The organism is Olivibacter domesticus (assembly GCF_900109575.1).
Lineage (GTDB): Bacteria > Bacteroidota > Bacteroidia > Sphingobacteriales > Sphingobacteriaceae > Olivibacter > Olivibacter domesticus.
This window is the reverse complement of the sequence record NZ_FOAF01000001.1, coordinates 104,698-125,745: the sequence shown is the minus strand read 5'-3', so window position 1 is coordinate 125,745 and position 21,048 is coordinate 104,698. Positions and strand designations below refer to the sequence as shown.

21 protein-coding genes are annotated in these 21,048 nt (G+C 38.3%); 10 read left to right on the top strand and 11 right to left on the bottom strand.

The genetic code is table 11. The features are described from left to right. Positions 1–606 precede the first annotated feature (606 nt). From BMY50_RS28035 to BMY50_RS00455, 3 genes are read left to right on the top strand one after another with little or no spacing between them, the layout of a single operon-like run. Complete coding sequence (locus tag BMY50_RS28035; RefSeq protein ID WP_162276493.1) at positions 607–765, top strand: hypothetical protein; 159 nt, start codon at positions 607–609, stop codon at positions 763–765. A gap of 34 nt (positions 766–799) precedes the next feature. After that, a complete protein-coding gene (locus BMY50_RS00460) occupies positions 800–1,174 on the top strand; it encodes a LytR/AlgR family response regulator transcription factor (protein WP_093316516.1) in 375 nt (124 codons plus the stop codon). A gap of 16 nt (positions 1,175–1,190) precedes the next feature. Further along, entirely contained in the window at positions 1,191–4,259 is a 3,069-nt protein-coding gene (locus tag BMY50_RS00455; RefSeq protein ID WP_093316513.1) for a lantibiotic dehydratase, read from the top strand. Here BMY50_RS00455 and BMY50_RS00450 read toward each other — a convergent pair. From BMY50_RS00450 to BMY50_RS00440, 3 genes are all read right to left on the bottom strand, one after another. Then, the gene (locus tag BMY50_RS00450) at positions 4,242–4,943 is read right to left on the bottom strand and encodes a LytR/AlgR family response regulator transcription factor (protein WP_093316510.1); all 702 of its coding nucleotides are present in this window, start codon (positions 4,941–4,943) and stop codon (positions 4,242–4,244) included. The two genes, BMY50_RS00455 and BMY50_RS00450, sit on opposite strands and share 18 nt — an antisense overlap. Before the next feature lie 3 nt (positions 4,944–4,946). Then, on the bottom strand, positions 4,947–6,077 hold the full coding sequence (locus BMY50_RS00445) for a sensor histidine kinase (RefSeq protein WP_093316507.1): 1,131 nt from the start codon (positions 6,075–6,077) through the stop codon (positions 4,947–4,949). A 339-nt stretch (positions 6,078–6,416) separates the two neighbouring features. Then, complete coding sequence (locus BMY50_RS00440) at positions 6,417–7,262, bottom strand: AraC family transcriptional regulator (RefSeq protein ID WP_093316504.1); 846 nt, start codon at positions 7,260–7,262, stop codon at positions 6,417–6,419. Between the two features lie 86 nt (positions 7,263–7,348). Here BMY50_RS00440 and BMY50_RS00435 point away from each other — a divergent pair, with 86 nt between their 5' ends. Both BMY50_RS00435 and BMY50_RS00430 read left to right on the top strand, forming a co-directional pair. Further along, on the top strand, positions 7,349–7,912 hold the full coding sequence (locus tag BMY50_RS00435; RefSeq protein WP_093316501.1) for a short chain dehydrogenase: 564 nt from the start codon (positions 7,349–7,351) through the stop codon (positions 7,910–7,912). Positions 7,913–7,926: 14 nt separating this feature from the next. After that, the gene (locus BMY50_RS00430; RefSeq protein ID WP_093316497.1) at positions 7,927–8,430 is read left to right on the top strand and encodes a lipocalin-like domain-containing protein; all 504 of its coding nucleotides are present in this window, start codon (positions 7,927–7,929) and stop codon (positions 8,428–8,430) included. 196 nt (positions 8,431–8,626) lie between these two features. Here BMY50_RS00430 and BMY50_RS00425 read toward each other — a convergent pair whose 3' ends face one another. Next, a complete protein-coding gene (locus tag BMY50_RS00425) occupies positions 8,627–8,968 on the bottom strand; it encodes a winged helix-turn-helix transcriptional regulator (protein WP_093316493.1) in 342 nt (113 codons plus the stop codon). A gap of 85 nt (positions 8,969–9,053) precedes the next feature. Here BMY50_RS00425 and BMY50_RS00420 point away from each other — a divergent pair, with 85 nt between their 5' ends. Next, positions 9,054–9,797 (top strand): glucose 1-dehydrogenase, encoded by a 744-nt coding sequence (locus BMY50_RS00420; protein ID WP_093316489.1) that lies wholly within the window; start codon positions 9,054–9,056, stop codon positions 9,795–9,797. A 72-nt stretch (positions 9,798–9,869) separates the two neighbouring features. Here BMY50_RS00420 and BMY50_RS00415 read toward each other — a convergent pair whose 3' ends face one another. The 5 genes from BMY50_RS00415 to BMY50_RS00395 form a co-directional block, all read right to left on the bottom strand. Beyond that, positions 9,870–10,262: a DoxX family protein gene (locus tag BMY50_RS00415; RefSeq protein ID WP_093316485.1), complete on the bottom strand. Its 393-nt coding sequence runs from the start codon at positions 10,260–10,262 to the stop codon at positions 9,870–9,872. Positions 10,263–10,341: 79 nt separating this feature from the next. Beyond that, a complete protein-coding gene (locus BMY50_RS00410; RefSeq protein ID WP_093316480.1) occupies positions 10,342–10,779 on the bottom strand; it encodes a hypothetical protein in 438 nt (145 codons plus the stop codon). A gap of 2 nt (positions 10,780–10,781) precedes the next feature. Continuing rightward, entirely contained in the window at positions 10,782–11,756 is a 975-nt protein-coding gene (locus BMY50_RS00405) for a heme-binding domain-containing protein (RefSeq protein WP_093316475.1), read from the bottom strand. 120 nt (positions 11,757–11,876) lie between these two features. Then, entirely contained in the window at positions 11,877–12,638 is a 762-nt protein-coding gene (locus BMY50_RS00400; protein WP_093316470.1) for a LytR/AlgR family response regulator transcription factor, read from the bottom strand. Then, on the bottom strand, positions 12,619–13,641 hold the full coding sequence (locus tag BMY50_RS00395) for a sensor histidine kinase (RefSeq protein ID WP_093316465.1): 1,023 nt from the start codon (positions 13,639–13,641) through the stop codon (positions 12,619–12,621). The genes BMY50_RS00400 and BMY50_RS00395 overlap by 20 nt, the downstream gene beginning before the upstream one ends. Before the next feature lie 406 nt (positions 13,642–14,047). On the opposite strand from BMY50_RS00395, the gene BMY50_RS00390 reads away from it, so the two are divergent. From BMY50_RS00390 to BMY50_RS00380, 3 genes are all read left to right on the top strand, one after another. Then, the gene (locus BMY50_RS00390; protein ID WP_093316462.1) at positions 14,048–14,512 is read left to right on the top strand and encodes a hypothetical protein; all 465 of its coding nucleotides are present in this window, start codon (positions 14,048–14,050) and stop codon (positions 14,510–14,512) included. 91 nt (positions 14,513–14,603) lie between these two features. Then, positions 14,604–15,386 (top strand): DUF1223 domain-containing protein, encoded by a 783-nt coding sequence (locus BMY50_RS00385; RefSeq protein ID WP_093316458.1) that lies wholly within the window; start codon positions 14,604–14,606, stop codon positions 15,384–15,386. A gap of 131 nt (positions 15,387–15,517) precedes the next feature. Continuing rightward, entirely contained in the window at positions 15,518–16,300 is a 783-nt protein-coding gene (locus BMY50_RS00380) for an NIPSNAP family protein (RefSeq protein WP_093316455.1), read from the top strand. A 414-nt stretch (positions 16,301–16,714) separates the two neighbouring features. On the opposite strand, the gene BMY50_RS00375 is transcribed toward BMY50_RS00380, so the two are convergent. After that, a complete protein-coding gene (locus BMY50_RS00375; protein ID WP_162276492.1) occupies positions 16,715–18,376 on the bottom strand; it encodes a S41 family peptidase in 1,662 nt (553 codons plus the stop codon). 166 nt (positions 18,377–18,542) lie between these two features. Here BMY50_RS00375 and BMY50_RS00370 point away from each other — a divergent pair, with 166 nt between their 5' ends. Continuing rightward, positions 18,543–20,075, top strand: coding sequence for a M61 family metallopeptidase (locus BMY50_RS00370; protein WP_093316444.1), 1,533 nt, complete (start codon positions 18,543–18,545; stop codon positions 20,073–20,075). Between the two features lie 578 nt (positions 20,076–20,653). Here the strand turns inward: BMY50_RS00370 and BMY50_RS00365 are convergent. Continuing rightward, positions 20,654–20,956, bottom strand: a complete 303-nt coding sequence (locus tag BMY50_RS00365; RefSeq protein WP_093316440.1) for a c-type cytochrome — start codon at positions 20,954–20,956, stop codon at positions 20,654–20,656. Positions 20,957–21,048: the final 92 nt, after the last annotated feature.

Here is a 21,048-nt window from a genome sequence, read left to right as displayed (position 1 = left end):
CTACAAGTAGGCAAAATGTTTACTGTTTTCTTCTTCTTAAGAAGCAGCTGCCGTAATCTCTACGGGTGAGTGTATTTTTGAAAGCGTATTAGTATAACATTAACTTGTACTTCCCAATAAAGTAATACATCACCGGAATACCTTCAAACATGTTTCAAATTAGTATCTGAAATATCCTGATCCAAAAGTAATAGTACCAGCATATCTCAACGAAATTTCACGCAAGAAAATATGGGTTAGATGTAATTTATATTTTTTGCTACTACATTTTCACATAAGTAGTTGAAAATGAAATGCAACTCATTTTTTCACATATTTACTCGCCCTAAAAAATTATTCAGACACGAGCACGGTATTTTATCTTTACTTAAACAGACTTTTGGCTTATTTGAAGCATCTTCTACATAAGTAGTCATTCTGTAGGATATTCACCAATATCACCCACAAATTAGTCCGGAATAGTACAAAAAATTATCATCCGCAGAATAGCATGATGATGTTGAGCGCTCAAGCTCATTGGTATAAAAATCTATTCAGTTAGTGAAATAAAAGTTTTTTTTGGCCCCATTTCGGGCAGATTCGTCCCAGACTTAATCTTAAAATGACATGGAAATATTTGACAGACAGCTTTTGGAAAGCTACTTAAGAATTGAAACTGAACGGATCTGCAGTATTGATGCGCGACCTGCACTTGGTACTCACCTTGCGAATGGAAAAGACGAAACAGCGAGTAGTATGACGTTTACTACTTCAAATTTCATATAAGAAAACTGATTGCATAGGATTAGACAAAACGCAAATGAAACGCCTGACCTGCGCTGTTGTGGAAGATGAACCACTGGCTATACAAATGCTGACCGGCTACATCGCAAGGCGGGCGGATCTAGAACTAATCTCGGTGATGGATAATGTGTGTGATTTTCATGATGTGATAAAAAAAATAGCGCCTGATCTTATTTTCTTAGATTTTCAGACACCATGTTTTGATGGTGATATAGGGAAAATTCTGATCAGTATTTCTACTAGGTCTGTTATTATTAATATATCAGCCTCACCTGTATCTTACTTTACTAATACCTTGCAAAAAAGCTTAAAACGCAATGTCTACGAGTTATTGAAACCGTTTTCATTTGAAAAATTCAATGAGTGTATTGACTTCCTGCTGAACAAATAATGAGATCATTAATTTTATGCCACGCAATATAGAATCTTTCGATTTCTTTTTATTGAGAGCGCCTAGCTTACCGCTAAAGGTAATCCAGCAAATCAATGCAAACAATGGGATGACGCAATTAGACGGCGCTTTGCAAGCTACCTTGGCGAACTATCCAGAGGTGCTTCAGGCGATTTCTTTTGCCAATAGGGAGCTGTATAACACTTATCTCGACTGGCTGAGAAACGGCCATGAACTGGATGAAAAGTTGCTATTGACTTTATATAAGTATATTGCACGAATGGCTACCCGCCCTACTCCTTTTGGTTGCTTTGCTGGTGTGAGCATAGGTATACTGGATGATAAACCTACGGCTTTAAGGTTGAAAGGTGAAGCTGAAATACACATGCGTTTAAGCATCGATTACCTTGCTGATAAAATTAGCCCCTTATTGAAAGATGATCGTACTTTAGAGGACATTACTTTTTATACTAACAATAGCATTAGTACCGCCAGCAATTATTTTAGTTATATCCGCTATGAATATATTGCGGATAAAAAGAGCTTCTTCCAGATCAGATTAAAGAAAAACCCGCTCTTGAATGTATTGCATGACCATGCGAAGGAAGGCCGAACTTTCAAAGAGCTGCTTCTTTTCTTGCAGTCTTTTGATATTGCGCACGAACAAGCAGCAGCCTACCTCTTGCGCTTGATAGCCAACCAGTTTCTGATCTGGGAATTTGAACCTACTGTACTCGGTGTTGATTATTCGGCTTGGCTTAAATCTAAGCTAATGACTGCGAAAGGGATTGGTAAAGAGCTGAAGGCCTTATTAGCGTCACTTCCAACTTCTACCTTGGACATGCACATTAATAAGTTACCGCAGGATGCTGTCTTGATGGCGGATAAAAAATTAATTCCGGAAAAGGCTTGCTTAAACCGATCAGTGATACGGATAATATCGAACGAGCTAAATGCGCTATATCCATTATTTAAATCATCTATCCCGCCAGATCTTCAGCTTTTTATCAAACGATTTAAAGCGCGTTATGATATGATGGAGGTGTCTCTTCTAGAAGTATTAGATGGCGACCTAGGAATTGGTTATGGCGATCTTGAGGACCAATATAAAAATGAACACCCGCTGATCAGAGAATTAAGCATGCGTATAGATACTAAGAATATTACTGTAGCATTGGAGGAACTGCTGATAGCAAACAGTTTAGGATATGGATCAGGCCAGATTGATCTCGAAAAGATGTATAAAACCTTGGAAAGACCGTTAGAGGAGGTTACGGTTGCGCCTACTTTTTATGCTATTGGCAATTTGTTAGCTAACACTTCGGAGGAATTGGATAAGGGAAATTTTAGTTTTAACCTTACCGCTTGCAGCGGCTCTTCGGCAGTAAATCTGATGTCGCGCTTTGCTTATATGGATCAAGACCTGAAGAAAAGCTTGCAGCGCTGTGCCGCTTATGAGGAAAGCTGTTTTGAAAATGCTGTTTTGGCCGACATTGTACATGTACCGGAAAACAGACTTGCTAATATCTTACAACGCCCTGCTTTGTACAACTATCAAATTTCACTGCTGGCGCATGGAGCAGTAAGTGATGAAAAACAAATCCCACTAACAGACCTTTACATTTCTGTTAGAAATAATGTGGTTATACTATTTTCGAAGAAGCTTCAAAAACGGGTAATCCCACGATTGAGCTGTGCACACAATTTTAAAATGGGTATATCGATCTATCGCTTTTTATGCGATCTGCAGTATCAGGACTCACCGTTTGCGATTCATTGGGCATGGGATAGATTTAAGGAAACCCCGTTCTTGCCAAGAATTTATTATAGGCATATCATCTTATCGCGCGCGCGTTGGTTTGTAAAAAAAATAGATTATAACGAAATATCAATCAATAAGTTGCAAGCTGAAATGGCACTGCCAGATGAGATATTGATCGCTGAGGGAGATAATGAATTGTATATTAATTTACGGACTGACTGGGGTATAAAACTTCTTAGGGATAAGTTGGTTATGGGCGATGTGGTGCTTTACGAGTTTTTTGCACATAACAATGCTGTGCTACTTGATAAAAAGGAAAATGCTTATATAAATGAGCTGATAATTCCTTTTAAATCGGTAGTTGGAAGACCTAAGCAGCTAGAAGCGAAACCTATCGGTGAGCAGCAGATAAAACGAAGCTTTATTTTGGGTAGTGAATGGATCTATGTGAAGCTCTACTGTACGCAAAAAACGGCTGATGAAATGCTGGTTAATGCACTGCTGACGCTAGCGGAAAAGCTAGTGGGTGATCGGTTGATTATGAAATGGTTCTTTACACGTTACTACGATCCGGATTTCCATATTCGTTTACGCTTCTTGGTGTGTAAGAAAAATAAGCGCTTTTTCGGTAAAATTCAAGGCATTTTACATGCTACTTTCGAACAGCTGATAGCCGAGCGGAAAATTTGGAAGGTACAGTATGATACTTATGTGAGGGAGCTGGAACGGTATGGGTCAGTCAATATGGAGCTTTGTGAATCGATCTTTTATATTGACAGCGTTGCTGTTCTTAATCTGTTGAAGCGCTTGGACAGAGAGGATCATACCACTCGCTGGTTGCTTGCATTGAGAGCAACCCACCAATTATTGGATATTTTTGGCATTGATATGCATGAACGGTTTGAGTTAACAGAGGCATGGAGCCTCGCCTTGGGCAAAGAATTTGACCTTAATAAAAACCAGAAAAAACAACTGAACCTAAACTACCGCTACAGTGCCATGTCTATTGAAACGCTGTTGAATGAATCTAACAGGAATGATTTGGGTGGTTTTGAAGATATTTTTGAAACGAGATATACGAAAATAGTTCTTTTGCTTCAACAAAGAAAAATCAAAAAGATTGAAGTAATGGGTTTGCTTGGTAGTTTATGCCACATGCATCTTAACAGGCTGTTCTTTTCTGATCAACGAGCCAATGAAATGGTGATTTATGCTTACCTGGCTAAATATTATCGTTCTAAACTTGCTAGGACTAGTAAGCAAGCGTCCGTATATGAAAAAGCTACGGTTGAATGGGAAAATAATTTAATGGTGGTGCACTAATTTCTTATATACATCATCCCGATAGGTAACGCCTATGGGGATGTCTTTTATGCTTCCTTTCATAATAATCTTATCGGGATCGACAGCGCGCACAAATGCGCTGTTAACGATATAAGATTTGTGCACCCTGATAAATATTTCTGCCGGCAGATCGTTCGTGATTTTCTTCAATGAATAAATGATCAGAAATTCGCGTTCAATGGTAGAGATACGTATGTATTCTTTATCGCCTTCTACATATTGTATTTCGTCATAAGGCACTAGGTAATTTCTATAGTTCTCTTTTATGGTGAACTTGCCTGTTTCGACTTTCTCTGGCACTTCTTTTTTGAAAAGGTGTGCTTGAGCACGCGAAAGGGCTTTGAAAAGTCGCTCGAACGAATAGGGTTTTAAGATATAATCGAATACCTCTAGGTCAAAACTTTCTACAGCATAATCGGCTCTACCGGTAATGAAAATGAAAAGGGGACGCTTGGAAAGGCTTTTTAGAAAATCAACGCCGTTAATGCCGGGCATGTTGATATCTGAAAGCACGATATCAACGTTTTTCTGGTTTAAAAAAGTGATGGCCTCCATCGCATTTTCAAAGATGGCTTCTAAGCGCACAAAAGGTATCTGGCTGATGTGTTCGGCTATTCCTTTTCGAGCCAAAGGCTCATCTTCAATTAATATACAACTCACCATATCCTAACTAAATTTTAGATTAATCTTCAAATTTACCAAATATTGCCCCTCATGCACGCCATATGTTAGCTCATATTTATTCCTATAATGAAGATCGAGCCTCCTTAGAATGTTACTCAGCCCCACCCCGCCTATGGCTGAATGAACGTTTTCTTCTGCTGTATGCTGCCGACCGTCTACTGCGTTAATAGCTTTTAAAATTATAAAGTCGTCTTCCAAAGTAAGGTTAATGGAAACGAAATTATTATTGGGACTTTTATCTGGCCCGTGTTTAAAGGCATTTTCTACGAAGGGAATGAGCATTAAGGGACTTATTTTGTAGGGTTCTTTTACGTCGATGATATGCTCTTCAATGTTAACTCGTTTGCCATATCTGATGCGCATCAACGTAATAAAATCTCGAATGAAATCAAGCTCTTTACGCAATGGGATAAAGTGGTTCTTTGACTCATATAAGGTGTACCTCATCAGTGTGGAAAGGCGTAATACCATGTCTCTACCTTTATCATAGTCTATCTCGAGCAGTTGATAAATATTGTTGAGTGTATTGAATAAAAAGTGTGGATTTACCTGGGACTTCAAGAAGTTTAGCTCGAGCTCTAGGTTATCTCGTTCCAACTTTGTTTTGGTGAGCACCTGTTCTAACATGATTTTCACAAATTTTGGACCTACGGGCAGCGAGATGAGAAAGATAAAATCGAGCGCAAATATATAGATGTTTTTGACAATACCGAAAGGGCCGTCGGCTAAAACGAGTTCAAGGTATTTCCCGAACCTAGGTCCATAGTCTTTGAAAACAGATTGGAACAGCAAACAGGCAATATAAGTGGTTAGCGCCCACAAAACGTACAAGACAACAATCCATAACAGAACATAGAGGATGCCGAGTGGATTTGAAAAAATTTTTACAACTTTTCTGGAAGACAGAGAATAGAAGGCGGCCATGACTACCGTCATTTCTTTTAACACAAAGATCCACACATGCTGGGCATTTCCGACCAAACGGTAATAGTTGAAGTAATAAACAACCATAATTAAAAGCCAGAAACAGAAATGATAGGTTAGCCGTAATCCCACTTTTTGATTACCTTTACTTCTTGGAGACGGAAAACGGAGCATATCGTAAAATCTCATCTATCTAGTTCTTTAAATTCGATAAAAATAAGTTTTATTTCTTGCTTTGGTTAATTTATTGCCGATGTTGTGAATTTTCTTTGTTGTTGGCCACTCGTGAAATAAAAAAGCTAAAAAATTTCATATCTATTTTACCCATTAAGGATTCGGCTTCTATATATTCTTTGGCGTTTATTTTAGCCTTGATATGAAGAGTTAGAAAAAGGATTCTTAATACTTTAAAAAGTTTATCACTGCTCAGATTTTATTACTGGGGAAGCTAGTCCTTCACCAATTTTCGCATCAGTTTCTCTTTGATTTGGGTCGTATGTTAGGTGTACATGTTCTGTTGTTAAAACTTTAATTTGTGTTATTTGTCTTTCTGAACTCGGAAGGATTCATCCCTTTATATTTTTTAAATACACGGTTCAGGTGGCTTTCATCGGAGAAATTAAGTTCGTAAGCGATTTCATTTATTCGCATATCGCTGTGCAGCAGCCTTGTCTCTACTAGTCTCAATTTGTAGTTGACAATATAGCTTTGAAGGGTTTCACCTATTTGCTTTTTAAAGTAACGTCCCAAGTAATGAAGCGATATATTAAAATGGTCGCTGAGTTTTTCTGCCCTTAAATTTTCTTGGTTAAAAATATTTTCCTGAATATATTGCAGAATCTCTAACACTGGTTCACCGGTACTTTCTTTTATGTTCTTTGGAAGCTTCAAAGCAATATTCCTCGCCACAATGGTAATGATGGTGTTAACTATTTGCTCTGTAATGCGATGGTAGTACAACTGTTGATTGGTTTGTTCCTTTAGAATACTTTCAATAAGTGATGTGACTAATGGCTTGTCCACTTTGTTTTTTAAAATACATCCCGGGCGGTGGCTGGCATTCTGCAAAATATATTCCACCTGGTTTACTACATCTTTGTTTTTGCCGGTTTTTTCTTTTACAAATAATTCATTGAAACGGAGAAAAAAGAAAGTTGTTGGCGTGGCAATATCAAATGAATATACATCCTGTGGGGTTAGCAAAAATAAATTGCCTTTGCGGTAGTTAAACCTATTTTTGTTTACTATTTGAATGCCTGTTCCATCTATTACATAAATCAATTCAAAAAAATTGTTGCGCTTCGTGGTCCTAGGGAAGCGTTGCATTTCTTTCCATTCTATTTCATAAGGACTGTATAAAGCTTCTCCCTTCATTTAGTAAAAATACAGAAAAAGTGCAAAATAGTACAAATATAAAGGCATGTTTTCTGAATAATTTTGTATCATCAAACTATAAGCAAATGAAAATTTTAATTATCGGTGCAAATGGCCATATCGGAAAAATCATTACACCTATCTTACAACAAAGGCACGAAATAATTACGGCAGGAAGAAACAGTGGCGATGTTTCGGTGGATATCTCTTCCGTCGCTTCCCTTGAAAATCTATTTGCACAAATAGGAACTGTAGATGCAGCTGTTTGTGCAGCAGGTGATAGTATTACAAGCGACCTACTCTCTATGACGGATGAAAAATATTTTACCGGAGTGCAACAAAAATTACTGGCTCAAATAAATCTCGTAATCACTGGTTTGAAACACATCAGCGACAATGGTTCATTTACACTCATATCAGGTAAAATGGGTGAACATCCTACAAAAGGTTCATCAGGCAAAGCTGTAGCAAATGGCGCTGTAAACAGCTTCGTATTGGCAGCTGCATTGGAAATGCCAAGAGGTGTACGGATTAATGTGATAAGCCCATCAAAAATCACAGACATTGCTACCGAAGATTTGATTAATGGCTATTTAAAAAGCATTACAACTTCGGCTAATGGAGGAATTATAAGAATTGGTTACAATTAAACAAACAATGATTTATGAAATACTTACTGTGTGTTGCATTTATAATGTCATTTACTGCGTTACAGGCGCAAGACGTAAAGCCATCAAAAAAAATCGAAAAACAATTTGTCGGTACATGGTCATTAATAGCTGTCGTAAATACCAATGCCGATGGAAGCAAAACATTGCCTTACGGCGAAAATCCTGTGGGTTTGCTCGTGTTTACTGACATTGGTGATTATGCTATACAAATTTTAAAAGCTACTCGTCCGAAAGTTGCAGCGGGAGATAAAAATAAGGCTACGCCAGATGAAAATGCAGCCTTGGTGCAGGGCAATAATTCGCATTTTGGCACCTATACTGTTCACCCTGAAAAGCACACTATTAATTTCAATGTGCAGCATGCTTTTTATCCTAACTGGGAAGGCAATATGCAGGTGCGTTCTTACAAACTTGAAAACAATATGCTGCACTATGTTGTAACGAATACAACTAATGGCGGGGCTGTTACGGCAACTGTGGTGTGGAAGAAAAAATAGTTGTTGGTGTATTTTGTTCTATCTGAATTTTCTTGACGCGCTCGCTCTAGAAAGCATTTTTCCACGAACGTGAGGGAGCCCCATACCTGAAATACGACTTGCCCATCCCCAATAAGCGCTACATAAGAGATTACGAGGATCATAATACGTACCGTTCGCATCTATTACGATCCTCCTTCCTATTTTTAAATAAAATCTAAGGAATAGCTTCTTTGGTCACTACATTTCGATGCGCCCGCCCCCAGTTGATCATTTCTTGAATGATATTTCCAAATGTTCTGCAGTACCCTGTTGGTTCGTACTCAATCAATACAGGTGTATCTGCATAAACTGTTCGCTTTACGAGTTTATTCATTTCCATTTCTTTCAATTCTTTTGATAACATACGTGTCGTGATTCCAGGAATGCTGCGTTCAATTTCCCGAAAACGCCTATTACCATTGCAAATGGAGTTGATAATGGGTATTCGCCACTTCCCTCCTATAAAGTAGAGAGTGTCTTGCAAAGCCCTCAATTCTTCTTCTTGGTTACGTTCCATTTCTACATGTTATCTGATATACTCTGTTATACTGATTACAAAAGTATACCATTTTCAGCATAACTTTGTAGAAAAAACAAAAAAAATGAACAATTTAAAAGATAAGGTGGCCATTGTAACCGGCGGAAATAGCGGGATTGGTTATGCCACTGCAAAAGAGTTAATAGCGCAAAGTGCAAAAGTCATCATTACTGGTAGACGTAGAGAAGCAATAGAAGCAGCTGCCCAGGAATTGGGCGCCATTCCCTTCTTAGCCGACCAAGCAGAACTGCATGATACAGAACTTTTAGCTACAGCCGTTAAAGAACGATTTAGCAAAGTAGATATTTTGTTTATCAATGCGGGAGTTACAGGGACGCTTGGACTCATCGAAAATGCTAGTGTTGAAAATTTCGATCGTGTAATGGATATTAACTTTAGAGGCGCCTATTTTACCTTGAGCAAATTTATCCCTTTGCTAAACGATGGGGCTTCGGTTGTAATACTCTCATCTATCGTCGCCTCTACACATAACCCTAATAGCTCTATTTATCAGGCAAGCAAGGCGGCCTTAAACTCCATAGCGAAAACAGCAGCGGCAGAATTAGCCCCAAGAAAAATCAGAGTGAATATTGTGAGCCCTGGGCCGCATAAAACTGAAATTATGGGTAAAGCTGGTTTGGACGAAGCAACTTTGCAGCAAATCCATGAACGCTTGATAAACGAAATTCCACTGAAAAAAATGGGTGAAGCGGAGGATGTTGCGAGATTGGTTACTTACTTGTGTGACGATGCTGCATCTTTCATTACCGGTACCGAAATTATTGTGGATGGTGGGCTGACCCTTTAATGAAGATCACTTGTATAGGCCTTATTCAAACAAGAAAACAGCAAACCGTAAATGGCTTGCTGTTTTTTTTAACTACCTGAAAAATAATGTATAACTAAAAGGATAAAGCTTTCTAAACTGAATGTATGCTATCGTTAATATGCTGAAGGCAAGCAGCGCATCAATTGTTGCAGGGAAGCCAATCACACTTATCTTCGAAAAGAAAGCAAATACGATATCAAAGAACATGCCTGCAAATACCCACTCTTTTAACCGCAGCAGCTTATTGGGGATTAAGAGTATCATAATACCTGAAAGTTTAAAAACACCCAAGAGATAGATAAAATGTGGTGGATAACCCAATTGTTGTGTAATACCCCATACAATTGGATTCTTGGTCAGTTCAAAATAGCCACTTGCTCCAAACCAAAGCGACATGAAAATAATACCCGACCAGTAGATGATTTTTGTTGTTTTAGTGTTCATTTTTGTTGCGTTTATTAATTATTGCGTTAAAAAGTAGCCGACCTTTCTGTGTGTATAAAGGGATTTACTGATAGGCCAGCTAGAAAACCGGTTTATAGCTCATTATGTATTTTATTCTCTCCTGTTTATCTGCTACCTCGTTAGTTTCGCTTTGTAAAGCACTTGCTTCTAGCTCATAAGATGCTTTACCCGCCTCATTAACATAAACAGATTCTACGCTTAACAGCTCGCCATTTATGGTGCCGCCGGTATATTGAGGGTTATCATGGTACCGCCAAGTGACTAATCGCAGGATGGTGCCCGCAGCGGAAATGCTATCTCCTTTTGACAAGGTTTGATAAGCCTTGTCATTACCGTACAAGGCTGCCATTGTTTCTTGTTTTTTGTTTACAGATGATGCGAAGAATTTTAGTGCACCTGGATCAAATACGACACGGGTATAGCTATCGTTTTTCTGTTTATCAACACAATTGCTAAGCAGCATGCCACCTAGCAGCATAAAAATTATTCTATTCATTTCTAATTATTTTTTTGGATTAAACCTTTGCGATTTATTTTTAGGGGTACATCAAACAGGTAACCGGTAGATGCTGCTAGCTGGCGGTGACAGGCGATACATGACTGTTGCGCAAATAACGCTGTTTTCCCAGTGGGAATGAGCTTCTGTCCACTGAATTTGGCAAATCCCCAGCCTTCTGTATCCTTGTACTTTTCCGCATTCTTTTCCATGAACTGTGCATTAATGAATTTTCCCGCCCTGATTTCACCATCGGCCCCTTCAACTTGTTCCCAAACCGCCTTTACTACCACACTGCCATCTGGCCAAGGGTGGAACTTCTCTTCTTCTACTGCCTTAACAGCGATGTCATTGCCATAAATCACCCGTATAGAATGGTCAAATAGGGTACTCATACTAATGACTTTCCAGTCTTTAAAAGCGTCTGTGTATTTTACACCATTAGCGGATATAGGCAATGTGTCTGGTAGACGATCTGGAATAACTTCAGGTTGTTCTACAAGTGTAACCGCTGTTTTATTTGCTTCATCCTTTGATAAGGATAAGGTATATGCCTTGATCACTGCAATATCATCTTCGGATATTTTTGCTGCGGGATGTAATAAGGTATATGCTGGAAGTGGCATTTTCCCGGCCTGTACCATATTGAGTATCGCATACATCTTTCCTTGATGTTCGGCCGGTGAAAGTGCTCCCCATTCTGAAAAATTCATTACCTCTCTTGCCCTGTCAACATCCTTTTTTACTAACCAAGAGACTGGAGCAACTTGCTCGAACCAGCTCAGCTGTTGTTCGTTGGAATGGCAACTATAGCAAGAACGTTCAAGTATTGCTGTTACTTCTCTCGGTGCTTCGATAGTACCGGTGACGGGCTTACCTATTATGGGTTGATTAAAAAATTGAAGCCCTACAAATAGGGTTATTATAACTAGCAACACCAGGTAGAGGCGTTTCTTTTTTCTTCTTGGTACTTCCATAATCTGTATTTTTCTATGTTTGATACCAAAAATAGAGATGGAAGGCCTGAATAAAAACGAATAAATTGGTGGGTTAGACAAATTGGAGGTTGTAGACGGAATTTTAAGGTGTGGATAGGTTTAACGATCTTCTAACCAGTGCAAGAATGCTGCTGTTTTTTCTTTGCCAATCAACAGTTTCTCGGGCGTAGCAATATGCAAACGCACAAATAATTTTCTGGTAAAATAATGTTCGACCTCTTTTATAGCGGAAAAATTGATAAGATATTGTCTATTTAACCGGTAAAACTGCCTAGTCGACAATTGATTCTGAACCTGATCTAAGGATTGGTTAATGGAATATTCGTCGCCTTTAAAGGTGACAATGGATGGAGAGGTGTAATTGATATAGATATAAGCAATCTGATCGGTCTGCACGGTCTGGTACTTATTGTTTTTAAAAACCAGGAAGCTCTTTTTGCCTTCATCTACGTTGATTTTACGGATAAGCTCTTGCAGATCGCTTCCTGCATGCTGCTGAAAGAAATTTTTGAAGTTGTCTACCCTTTCAAAGGCGGTTCTAAGATCTGCTTCAGCGAATGGCTTTAGCAGATAATCGACGCCATTGGCCTTGATGGCTTCCAGCGCATATTCGCCATAGGCAGTGCAAAATATAACCGGACAGGTAATATTCACCGACTTGAAAATTTCAAAACAAAGCCCATCGGATAATTGGATATCCATCAATATCAGTTCGGGCATCTCATGACTCGACAGATAGTCTATCGCTGCTTCTACACTCTGTAACTTAGCCAATATACAAGTGGAAGGACGCAATTTTACAACCATGTTCTCCAAAGATTTAGCGGCTTTGATCTCGTCTTCAATGATGATCGCTTTCATAAATGATAGGCAATTTAATGGTAAATGTTTTATCGGTAACTTCGATGATTATTTCCCGTTCTAAAAGATGTTGGTAGCGTTGGTTAATGTTTTCAAGTCCTAATCCGGTGGATGACTCCGGCTCCCGCTTCAGCTGAATATTGTTTTCCACAATAAGGTGACTGTTGTTTGTGTAAAGATTTATATATAGTGGTTTTTCCAGGGAAACGATATTATGTTTTATGCAGTTTTCTATAAGCAACTGTAAAGTAAAGGGCGGAATCAGTGACGTATATACTTTTTCCGGTAGATCGGTTGAAAGTTCAATGCCATCTTCAAAACGAGCCTTCAGTAAATACATATAGGCCTCTAATATTTCCAGCTCTTCCGACAGATTAATCAGGTCGAGTTTCCGGCTTTCCAAAGTAAAGCGATAAAAATCGGATAGCTTTAAAATGAAATTGACTGCTTGCTGATCGCCACTCTCTACCATGTATTTGAGCGTGTTTAAGCTATTAAACAGAAAATGGGGATTTACCTGCTGCTTCAACAGTTCGAATTGGGCCCATAAATTAGCCGTCGTTGTTCGCTCCAGTTCTACGCTTACCTGTTGATTAAGGAAGCTTTGATACAAAAGATGGATAAACATGTAAAAGGCACTGCTAATGAGAATACTACGCACCTCAAACATGAGCATGACAGGACCAAAAGGTAAATGAGACAGGAGATATTGCTGAATGCAAGCTAACACAAACATCAAAGCTAAACCAAAGAAAAGTCCTTTAAGCAATTGTTTCGTCGAAAAGCCCCCTTTTGGATTATTTGCCATATAGGTTGGTAAGTTATAGAGATTGTAGTACCATATCACAACAGCAAATAGAAAGGTGACGGATGAGTCGACCAAAGCCTCATAGGGGTTGAAATGATGTTCAGCAATTTTTGGCACAGCCGTGAGTGCTCCTAAAAAAAGAGAGCTAAACCAAATGAGCTTATGGGATATCCTGAACGTTCTCGTTACTTTCATAAAAAACTAAAAAAATACTTTTGGATCTAATTGACCTCAGCCAGATCACCGGATAAGCAGTCTGCTCCGATATCTCCTGTTGGAAAGAATAGCTATTCATATGAATGGATATGGCTCCAAACTTACCAAAATAGATTGATATTGCCTCTATGGAATTGTTGAAGTGGGCCAGACATCGCCTGAACCAGGCAATCTGTAAGCTGTTGTAGACAAGGCTAAAATCACACGGAGATGGACGCTTTACAGGCCTATAACCTTCGTGCCGAAAAATGCCAAACTCAACCCTTCTTCTGCCTTGTTCACACAATAAACACTCTTTTGCACCCTATCCCCAGGCTACCTTTGTCATACTTACAAATCACCAAACAAAGTAAGAACAAGTGAAACAAATAAATATTTAACGATAATGGAACATAAAATCAAATACGACCGCCGACGTTTTTTGAGTGTAGCTGCCTTAACATTTGCTTTGATGTTGGCGCTATCCTTTGGTATTTCGGCCAACGCACAAGCCTTATCTCCAGTTGAGGGGATAAGGTCATCAAAACAGCTAATGTCTGGTGGATTATTATTTATGCCTATTACAAAACAGGTATTTCCACCATTGGTTGATTTCAGAAATAAACAAGAGGATTTTGTGTATTTCCCCTTTAGTGAGTCTTTAGGTACATCCCAGTATCCGGCAATTAGCGAAACAAGTAGCCCAAAAGCACTTTTTGCAGTTGAAAAGGAAAACTACAATGATAAAGCTGCGCTTTACAAACAGCAATTGAAATTATCGGGCAAATTGGTTTTTAAAGGTACTATTGAAATCATACCTTGTAATGATCTGGGCTATTTTATTCCTGAACCGATTGCCCGAAATTATTAAAAATCTTAAATGGCATGTCAGAAGTAAAATCGGGACACATCGATTTCACTTCGATTGATCAGATAAATTAAATAAACTAAAAAAAATAAACATGAGATCTATTAAAGTAATTTTTTCTGCTGCAGGTTTGGCACTTGTATTCATCATGGTAACTGCATTTATCGATATGCATTACGAAAAGAAAATAAGGAATATACAGCAACCTGTAGATCGGAATGGCTTCGCTGTAGTGGAGTTGTTCACCTCTGAAGGTTGCTCAAGCTGCCCACCGGCAGATGAACTGATGGAAAAGATCCAGAAAGAAAATCAGAACAAACAGGTCTATATTTTGGCTTTTCATGTAGATTATTGGGATCACCAAGGTTGGAAGGACCGTTTCAGTGATCATGATTTTTCACTCAGACAAGGTCAATATGCTAATTGGATGGGCCTCCAAACGGTTTATACACCTCAGGTTATCGTCAATGGAGCGGTGGAGATGGTGGGGTCTGAGCAAGGCCGGGTACTACAAGCTATTACAGATGGGTTAAACCAGGCTGTTACCTCATCACTCACACTTCATTATGAGATAAAAGACGGAAAGCTTCTTATAGTATATGATAGTGCAAAAAAAGACAAAAAGTCAGAATTGGTATTGGCATTGGTACAGCGATCTGCTTCAAGCAGGGTGAAAAGCGGTGAAAATTCCGGACGGGCCTTATCACATGTACAAATCGTGAGGCAGTTAGCACACCTAAGAATGGAGGACAAAAAGACAGCTACCTTTATTCTCCCCACTGATTTTGATAAGAGCGGTTGGGAGCTCATTGGTTTTGTACAGAATGAGCAAAATGGCCAGATTACGGATGCCGCAAGGGTTAGTTTTGATCAATAGCTTCTTCAAACACGTACTTTTAGCTATCTTTTATCTGTAAAAATTTATTGAAAGATTTTGGAAGCCAGCCAAGTATGAATATCTTTATCTTTATTTACCTAGAGCTATTTACACATTAAACCAGAATCAATATGAAACGCAGGAAATTCCTCCAATCTTCGCTTGTAGCTGCTGCAGGTGCAGCAGCAATCGTCAAACCGGCAATGGCGACCGATAAGTCTCCAACACAAAAGGAGGTATACGAATGGCGTGAATATGAGGTGCGTTTCGGCTCCGATCTCGGACAATTCGAAAATTATTTTAAAACGGCCCTTATTCCTACATTGAATAAATACGGAGTAAAAAAAGTGGGCGTCTTTAAGGAATGGAGACAATCGGAGCCGACTAGGATTTATTTACTAACACCTTACTCTTCTCTTGACAACTACCTATCTGTAAATATAAAAGTAAAGGCAGATATCGATTATATTAAAAATAGCGCAGCATATAATAGCATACCGGCTGACAAACCTGTATACAACCGCTTTACCTCTTCTTTAATGATTGCCTTTGACGGTTTTCCTGCAATGGTCGTCCCATCAGGTGCGTCACGAATATTTGAATTAAGAACCTATGAAGGCTATAGCGAAGATGCTGTAAGAAGAAAAATTAAAATGTTCCATGATGGGGAATTTCCCATTTTTAATCGAGCGAAATTGAATCCCGTATTCTGTGGTGAAGTGATTGCCGGCGATAAGCTACCCCGTCTCACTTATATGATCACATGCAGCAGTATGGAAGAACGAGACAAAGGATGGTCTGCCTTCGTGGCTGACCCCGAATGGAAGAAATTAGTAGCGGATCCTCAATATGCAAATACTATTTCTAAAATCAGCAATACCTTTTTGGTTCCAACATCCTATTCACAAGTATAATGCAAAGCTAGTTTACCGAAAACAACGGCACTCTGGATATCCCATTTCATGGGTAGACTTGCTCCATACGGTGGGCTAAAATGTAGATAGACCATTACTTCGCCATTGCGCTGGAAAGTTAGGCCTCCCTATAATTTAGTACTCATTTGGTTATCTTGTTATTGCATGCTTTTTCGACCATTACCTGAATTAGGTGTCTATTACAAATTATTTGTCTCGGAACCCTCTTTTGCTGGAAGAAAAATACCATAGAGTTCATGGTTATCAGTAGTAGTAAAAGAAAATGTTTCCATATTTTTTATTCAAACACATTTTCAAAAGATCTCAGCTAAGCTACGCCCTACTAAAACTTATAATAGTATATAGTTCTAGGAAAAGTTTGTATAATTTTAAGAATAGGCTTTATTGTCGTTTTCAAATTTTATTTGCTCCATGTTTTGGAGATAGTAACTGCTTGATGGCTTCTTCTAATACGGTATCAACACCCTTTCTAACATCTTCGATCGTTGGAACCACTTTTTTATCGGGCTGAACACCCTTTCCCACAAAATCCTCGCCATTTGCAAGCATATCCCGTTTGGTACAAATACGTGCTGTTCCATTCCCAGGTAGGCTGATAACAAGGGGCTGGCCCGAGCTACCTCCCGTTGCACTCCCAATGATTTGCCCACGATGTAAGGATTTAAAGGCTGCTGCAAAATCTTCCGCTGCCGAGAAAGTTCTAGCACTGGTTAAGACAACGACAGGCTTGTGATAAAAAAACTTTTCTTTGGGATAGAGCTTACTTTTTCCTCCGTAAACTTGCTGGATATTGTTCCATGCCCGGAAACTTGGTCTGTATTCCCGGGTATACCAAGAATGAATAGGAAAAGGTTTTTGAATTAAATAGCTAAGAATATTCCATCCCACGGAGGAACTACCGCCACCATTGTTTCTGATGTCAAAAATAATGGCATTTGCTTTCGAGATATTTTCGTAACATGCTGCGAAGGCATTTGCTGCAGAATCACTGCCAAAACTATTCAGTGCAATATAGGCGATATTACCTTTCAACATCTTATATTCGAACGGTGCTGCTGCTAATTTCGCGGAACGTTCTTCGGGTTTTACTCGGGAAATACTGTATTTTTGCATGAAGCCCGATTTATCTTTCAATTGCAATGCAATTGGCTGGTGAATTGACCCAGCTAATAAGGCGTAGTCATATGCCCGCACTTCTTTGTCTTGCCTTGTAGATGAACTCTCATAAGGGATCACGTAACGCGCAGCATATTCCTTAACCGGCAACCCGTTCACCTCAACAATTTCCTGTCCTACTTTAATACCCTCCTTTTCCAATTTAGGATCATAAACGCCAACAATCAAAGTCTTCCCTTCTACTAATCGGCTGCGCAATAAAGGTCTTGCATATAATTCATTTGTTAATTCTTGGGGAGCATATACATTGGTATGACCATCTCTTAACATAGCACCGAATTTTGCCATTAATTGATAATATTCTAAAGTTGACTTGGTGTTCGTGACCTTCGATAGGTATGCAAAATAAAGAGAGTCAAAATTTAGATCCGGTAATAGATCAAAGTTGGCAAAATTGTATTTAGCTTCTGACCAAAATTTTGACAAACCTGCAATTTTTTCTTCTTCTGAAATATTCTCCCGATAAGGCGTCTTTAGTGTCTTAGACTCCCAAAAGTCTTTTTGATTAAAATATAAGGCGGCAACTTTCTGTTGCTTCATTACATTTTCTTCGATTTTTTGGAGTATTACAGGCCAAAGCGCATCGTGATGTAAAGTGCTCAGATCTGGATCTTTTTCCATAGCCGTTGCATCAGCAAAACCATCGTCGTACACTGCTTTTTTTAGATAGACAAAAGCTAAGGTACGATCTCCTGACAGCGCAAAATAACATGCTGTATTGTAATTTGATATCTCCATTTTTCCATTTTCGAATTCCGTTCTTAATTGGCCTAACCTCTGATGATCGATTCCGATTTCCTGCGAATAGCAGACGATTACAGATAGAAAAAGTACGAGCAAGAGAAAAAAGCGTGGCTTTTGTTTCATTAATAATGACATAATGCATAAATTTTTAATTGAAACCATGAGATGCTTTCATTATTTTTAAAACAGTATATTTAAAGTAAAGTCTATAAAAAGGACATAGCAAAAAAGAAAATGTTGCATATAGTTCCGCTTTATGTCAATGCAGACGATGCCGTATATTTAACGAAAATTCACCTTAATGAAAACAATAAAATTATTTTTCACATTAGCATTTTTTACAACCACGGCATTAGCCCAATCGCATAACCATAGTTATCAATACACGATTGACTTGCTTAATATTCAGGACGACCAAGTTACAGTTTCTTTCTCTCCACCAAAAAACAAGCTAGAACAAGGTAAGTTTGTTATTCCAAAAATGGTTCCCGGCTATTATGATGCTATGAATTTCGGGCAATATATTTCTGACTTTAGTGCGTTTGATAAAACTGGTAAAAAAATTCTTACTGAAAGATTGGATCAAAATAGTTGGATGGTGCATGATCTTAAAAATGTTGCAAAAATATCTTATCAAGTAGCCGATGGGTGGGATTCTTTACAGCAAAATACCCGGGGCGCAAAATCTGCAGCCAGTACTTTTATCCAAGACTCTGTATTTGTCATCAATTACAATTCATTGGCAGGCTATTTTCAAGAGATGAATAATCTTCCCTATAAAATCAACATTAAGAAAAATAAAGACTTTTATGCATCGTCGGCCTTGAATTACATACTTAAAAATGATAGTACTGATATTTTTTCGGTAAAAAATTACAGAGAATTGGTAGATGCACCCGTACTGTATTGCATACCTGATACTACTTGGATAAAAGTAGGTAATGCCGAAATACTGATATCTTTCTATAACAAAGAGGAGCGGCACTATTCCAAAAAGATAGCTGATGAATTGGAGACTATTCTAAAAAATCAGCAATCTTATCTGGGAGGTAAGCTACCAGTTGACAAATATGCCTTTTTGATTTATTATGAATCATCAAAGGAGAATGGACTCATGGGAGACGGCTTGGAGCACGCACAATCGACCGTTTGTTTGTACAACTCTAGCAGTATTAACTATCTGCCCAATGCGCTCATTAGCGTTGCATCACATGAATTCTTCCATATTGTTACACCGCTTAATATTCATTCAAAGGAAATTGAGAATTACGATTTTTTGAACCCTACTTTGTCCAAACATTTATGGCTCTATGAAGGTATGACAGAATACGCCACTATACACATGCCGATAAAGCAAAAAATGATCAGTTTAAAAGAATTCGCACGAAAAATTGAAGAGAAAACACATGGTATGGAAGCATTTGATAACAAATTATCTTTTACTAATTTGAGTAAAAATGCGGTTGAACGGCAAGACCAATATATGAATTTTTATCAAAAAGGCGCTTTACTCGGTTTATGCCTTGACATAAAATTACGCGAACTTTCAGATGGAAAAATAGGCACCCAAGAACTGGTGCAACGACTTATGAAGAAATATGGCAAAGGAAAATATTTTAATGATGATGCCTTATTCGACGAAATTGCAGCTATGACTTTCCCCAAGATCCGTACATTTTTTACTGATTATATGGAAGGTGGCGACCCTATACCTTTGAAAGAATGCCTGGCAAAAGTAGGTTTTGAATATGACGAAACAACTAAAAAAATTAACCTGATAAACAATCCGAATGCCCAACAATTAGCATTAAGAAAAGCGTGGATAAATCAATAGTTTTTTGAACACAAATTTTTCTGCTCATTATATTTACTTTAACTCATACTATGAATGTTTTGACATAAAGTAATCCGCTGTTAGATTTGCTATTTCTGCCCGCTTAAATAAACAGCTAACATGCAAAGAATAATTATATCAACGATTTACGACGATTATTAAGCATAATTTAGGGTTTTGGGAGCTTCTTAGATGAATTAATTCTCTAAGATACAAATTCTTGGCTATCAACTATAGGATTTGGCTTCAATATATTCTGTGGTGAATTATGGGTCAATAAACTTTCTTGGTTGGGCTATTAATACGTACTTCTTCTTGCTCTTTTCCTTCTCCACGCAACAAAACTTCCGATAAACAATAACTCCACTCCAACAGCTAATAAACAGGCCAACCATGAACCGTTAAACATGAGGATACTTAAAGCAAGTATGCCCAGAATTGCTAGGAGAAGGTAGACTAAAAATTGACCGAACATATCCATAACGTGATTCCTTTCATATAAAAGCCCAACATAAAGATAAGTGTTTTTGTTTTAATATATCTTCTTTATTATCAAGCTGATGTTAGCGGGAGTCTTTTTATTTATATCTTAGGGTTTTAACATAAATAATGACTGATAAGATTTGCTCGGGCGTTAATACCTTTTTCCACCGGGGCATAAGCCATTTACCGTTAGAGATGATTTTATACAAACGCTTATCATCCAACTTGCTTTTTTGTAGGTCTTTTGCTCCAAACTTCCCTAGCTTACCATCATCACCGTGACACCTTACACAATTACTTTGAAATATTATTTTTCCATTGCTCATTGATGGGCTCAGCTCTTGTGCTGCCGCATCGATCGAGTAGCATATCGCAACTGTTAACAGAATTGTCTTCATCTTTTAATTAATTTATTTGTAAATGTGCGTAGACCTGGACAAATAAAATAGAATGAAACCGACAAGACGACGCGAATCTCTTTTGGCCTAAA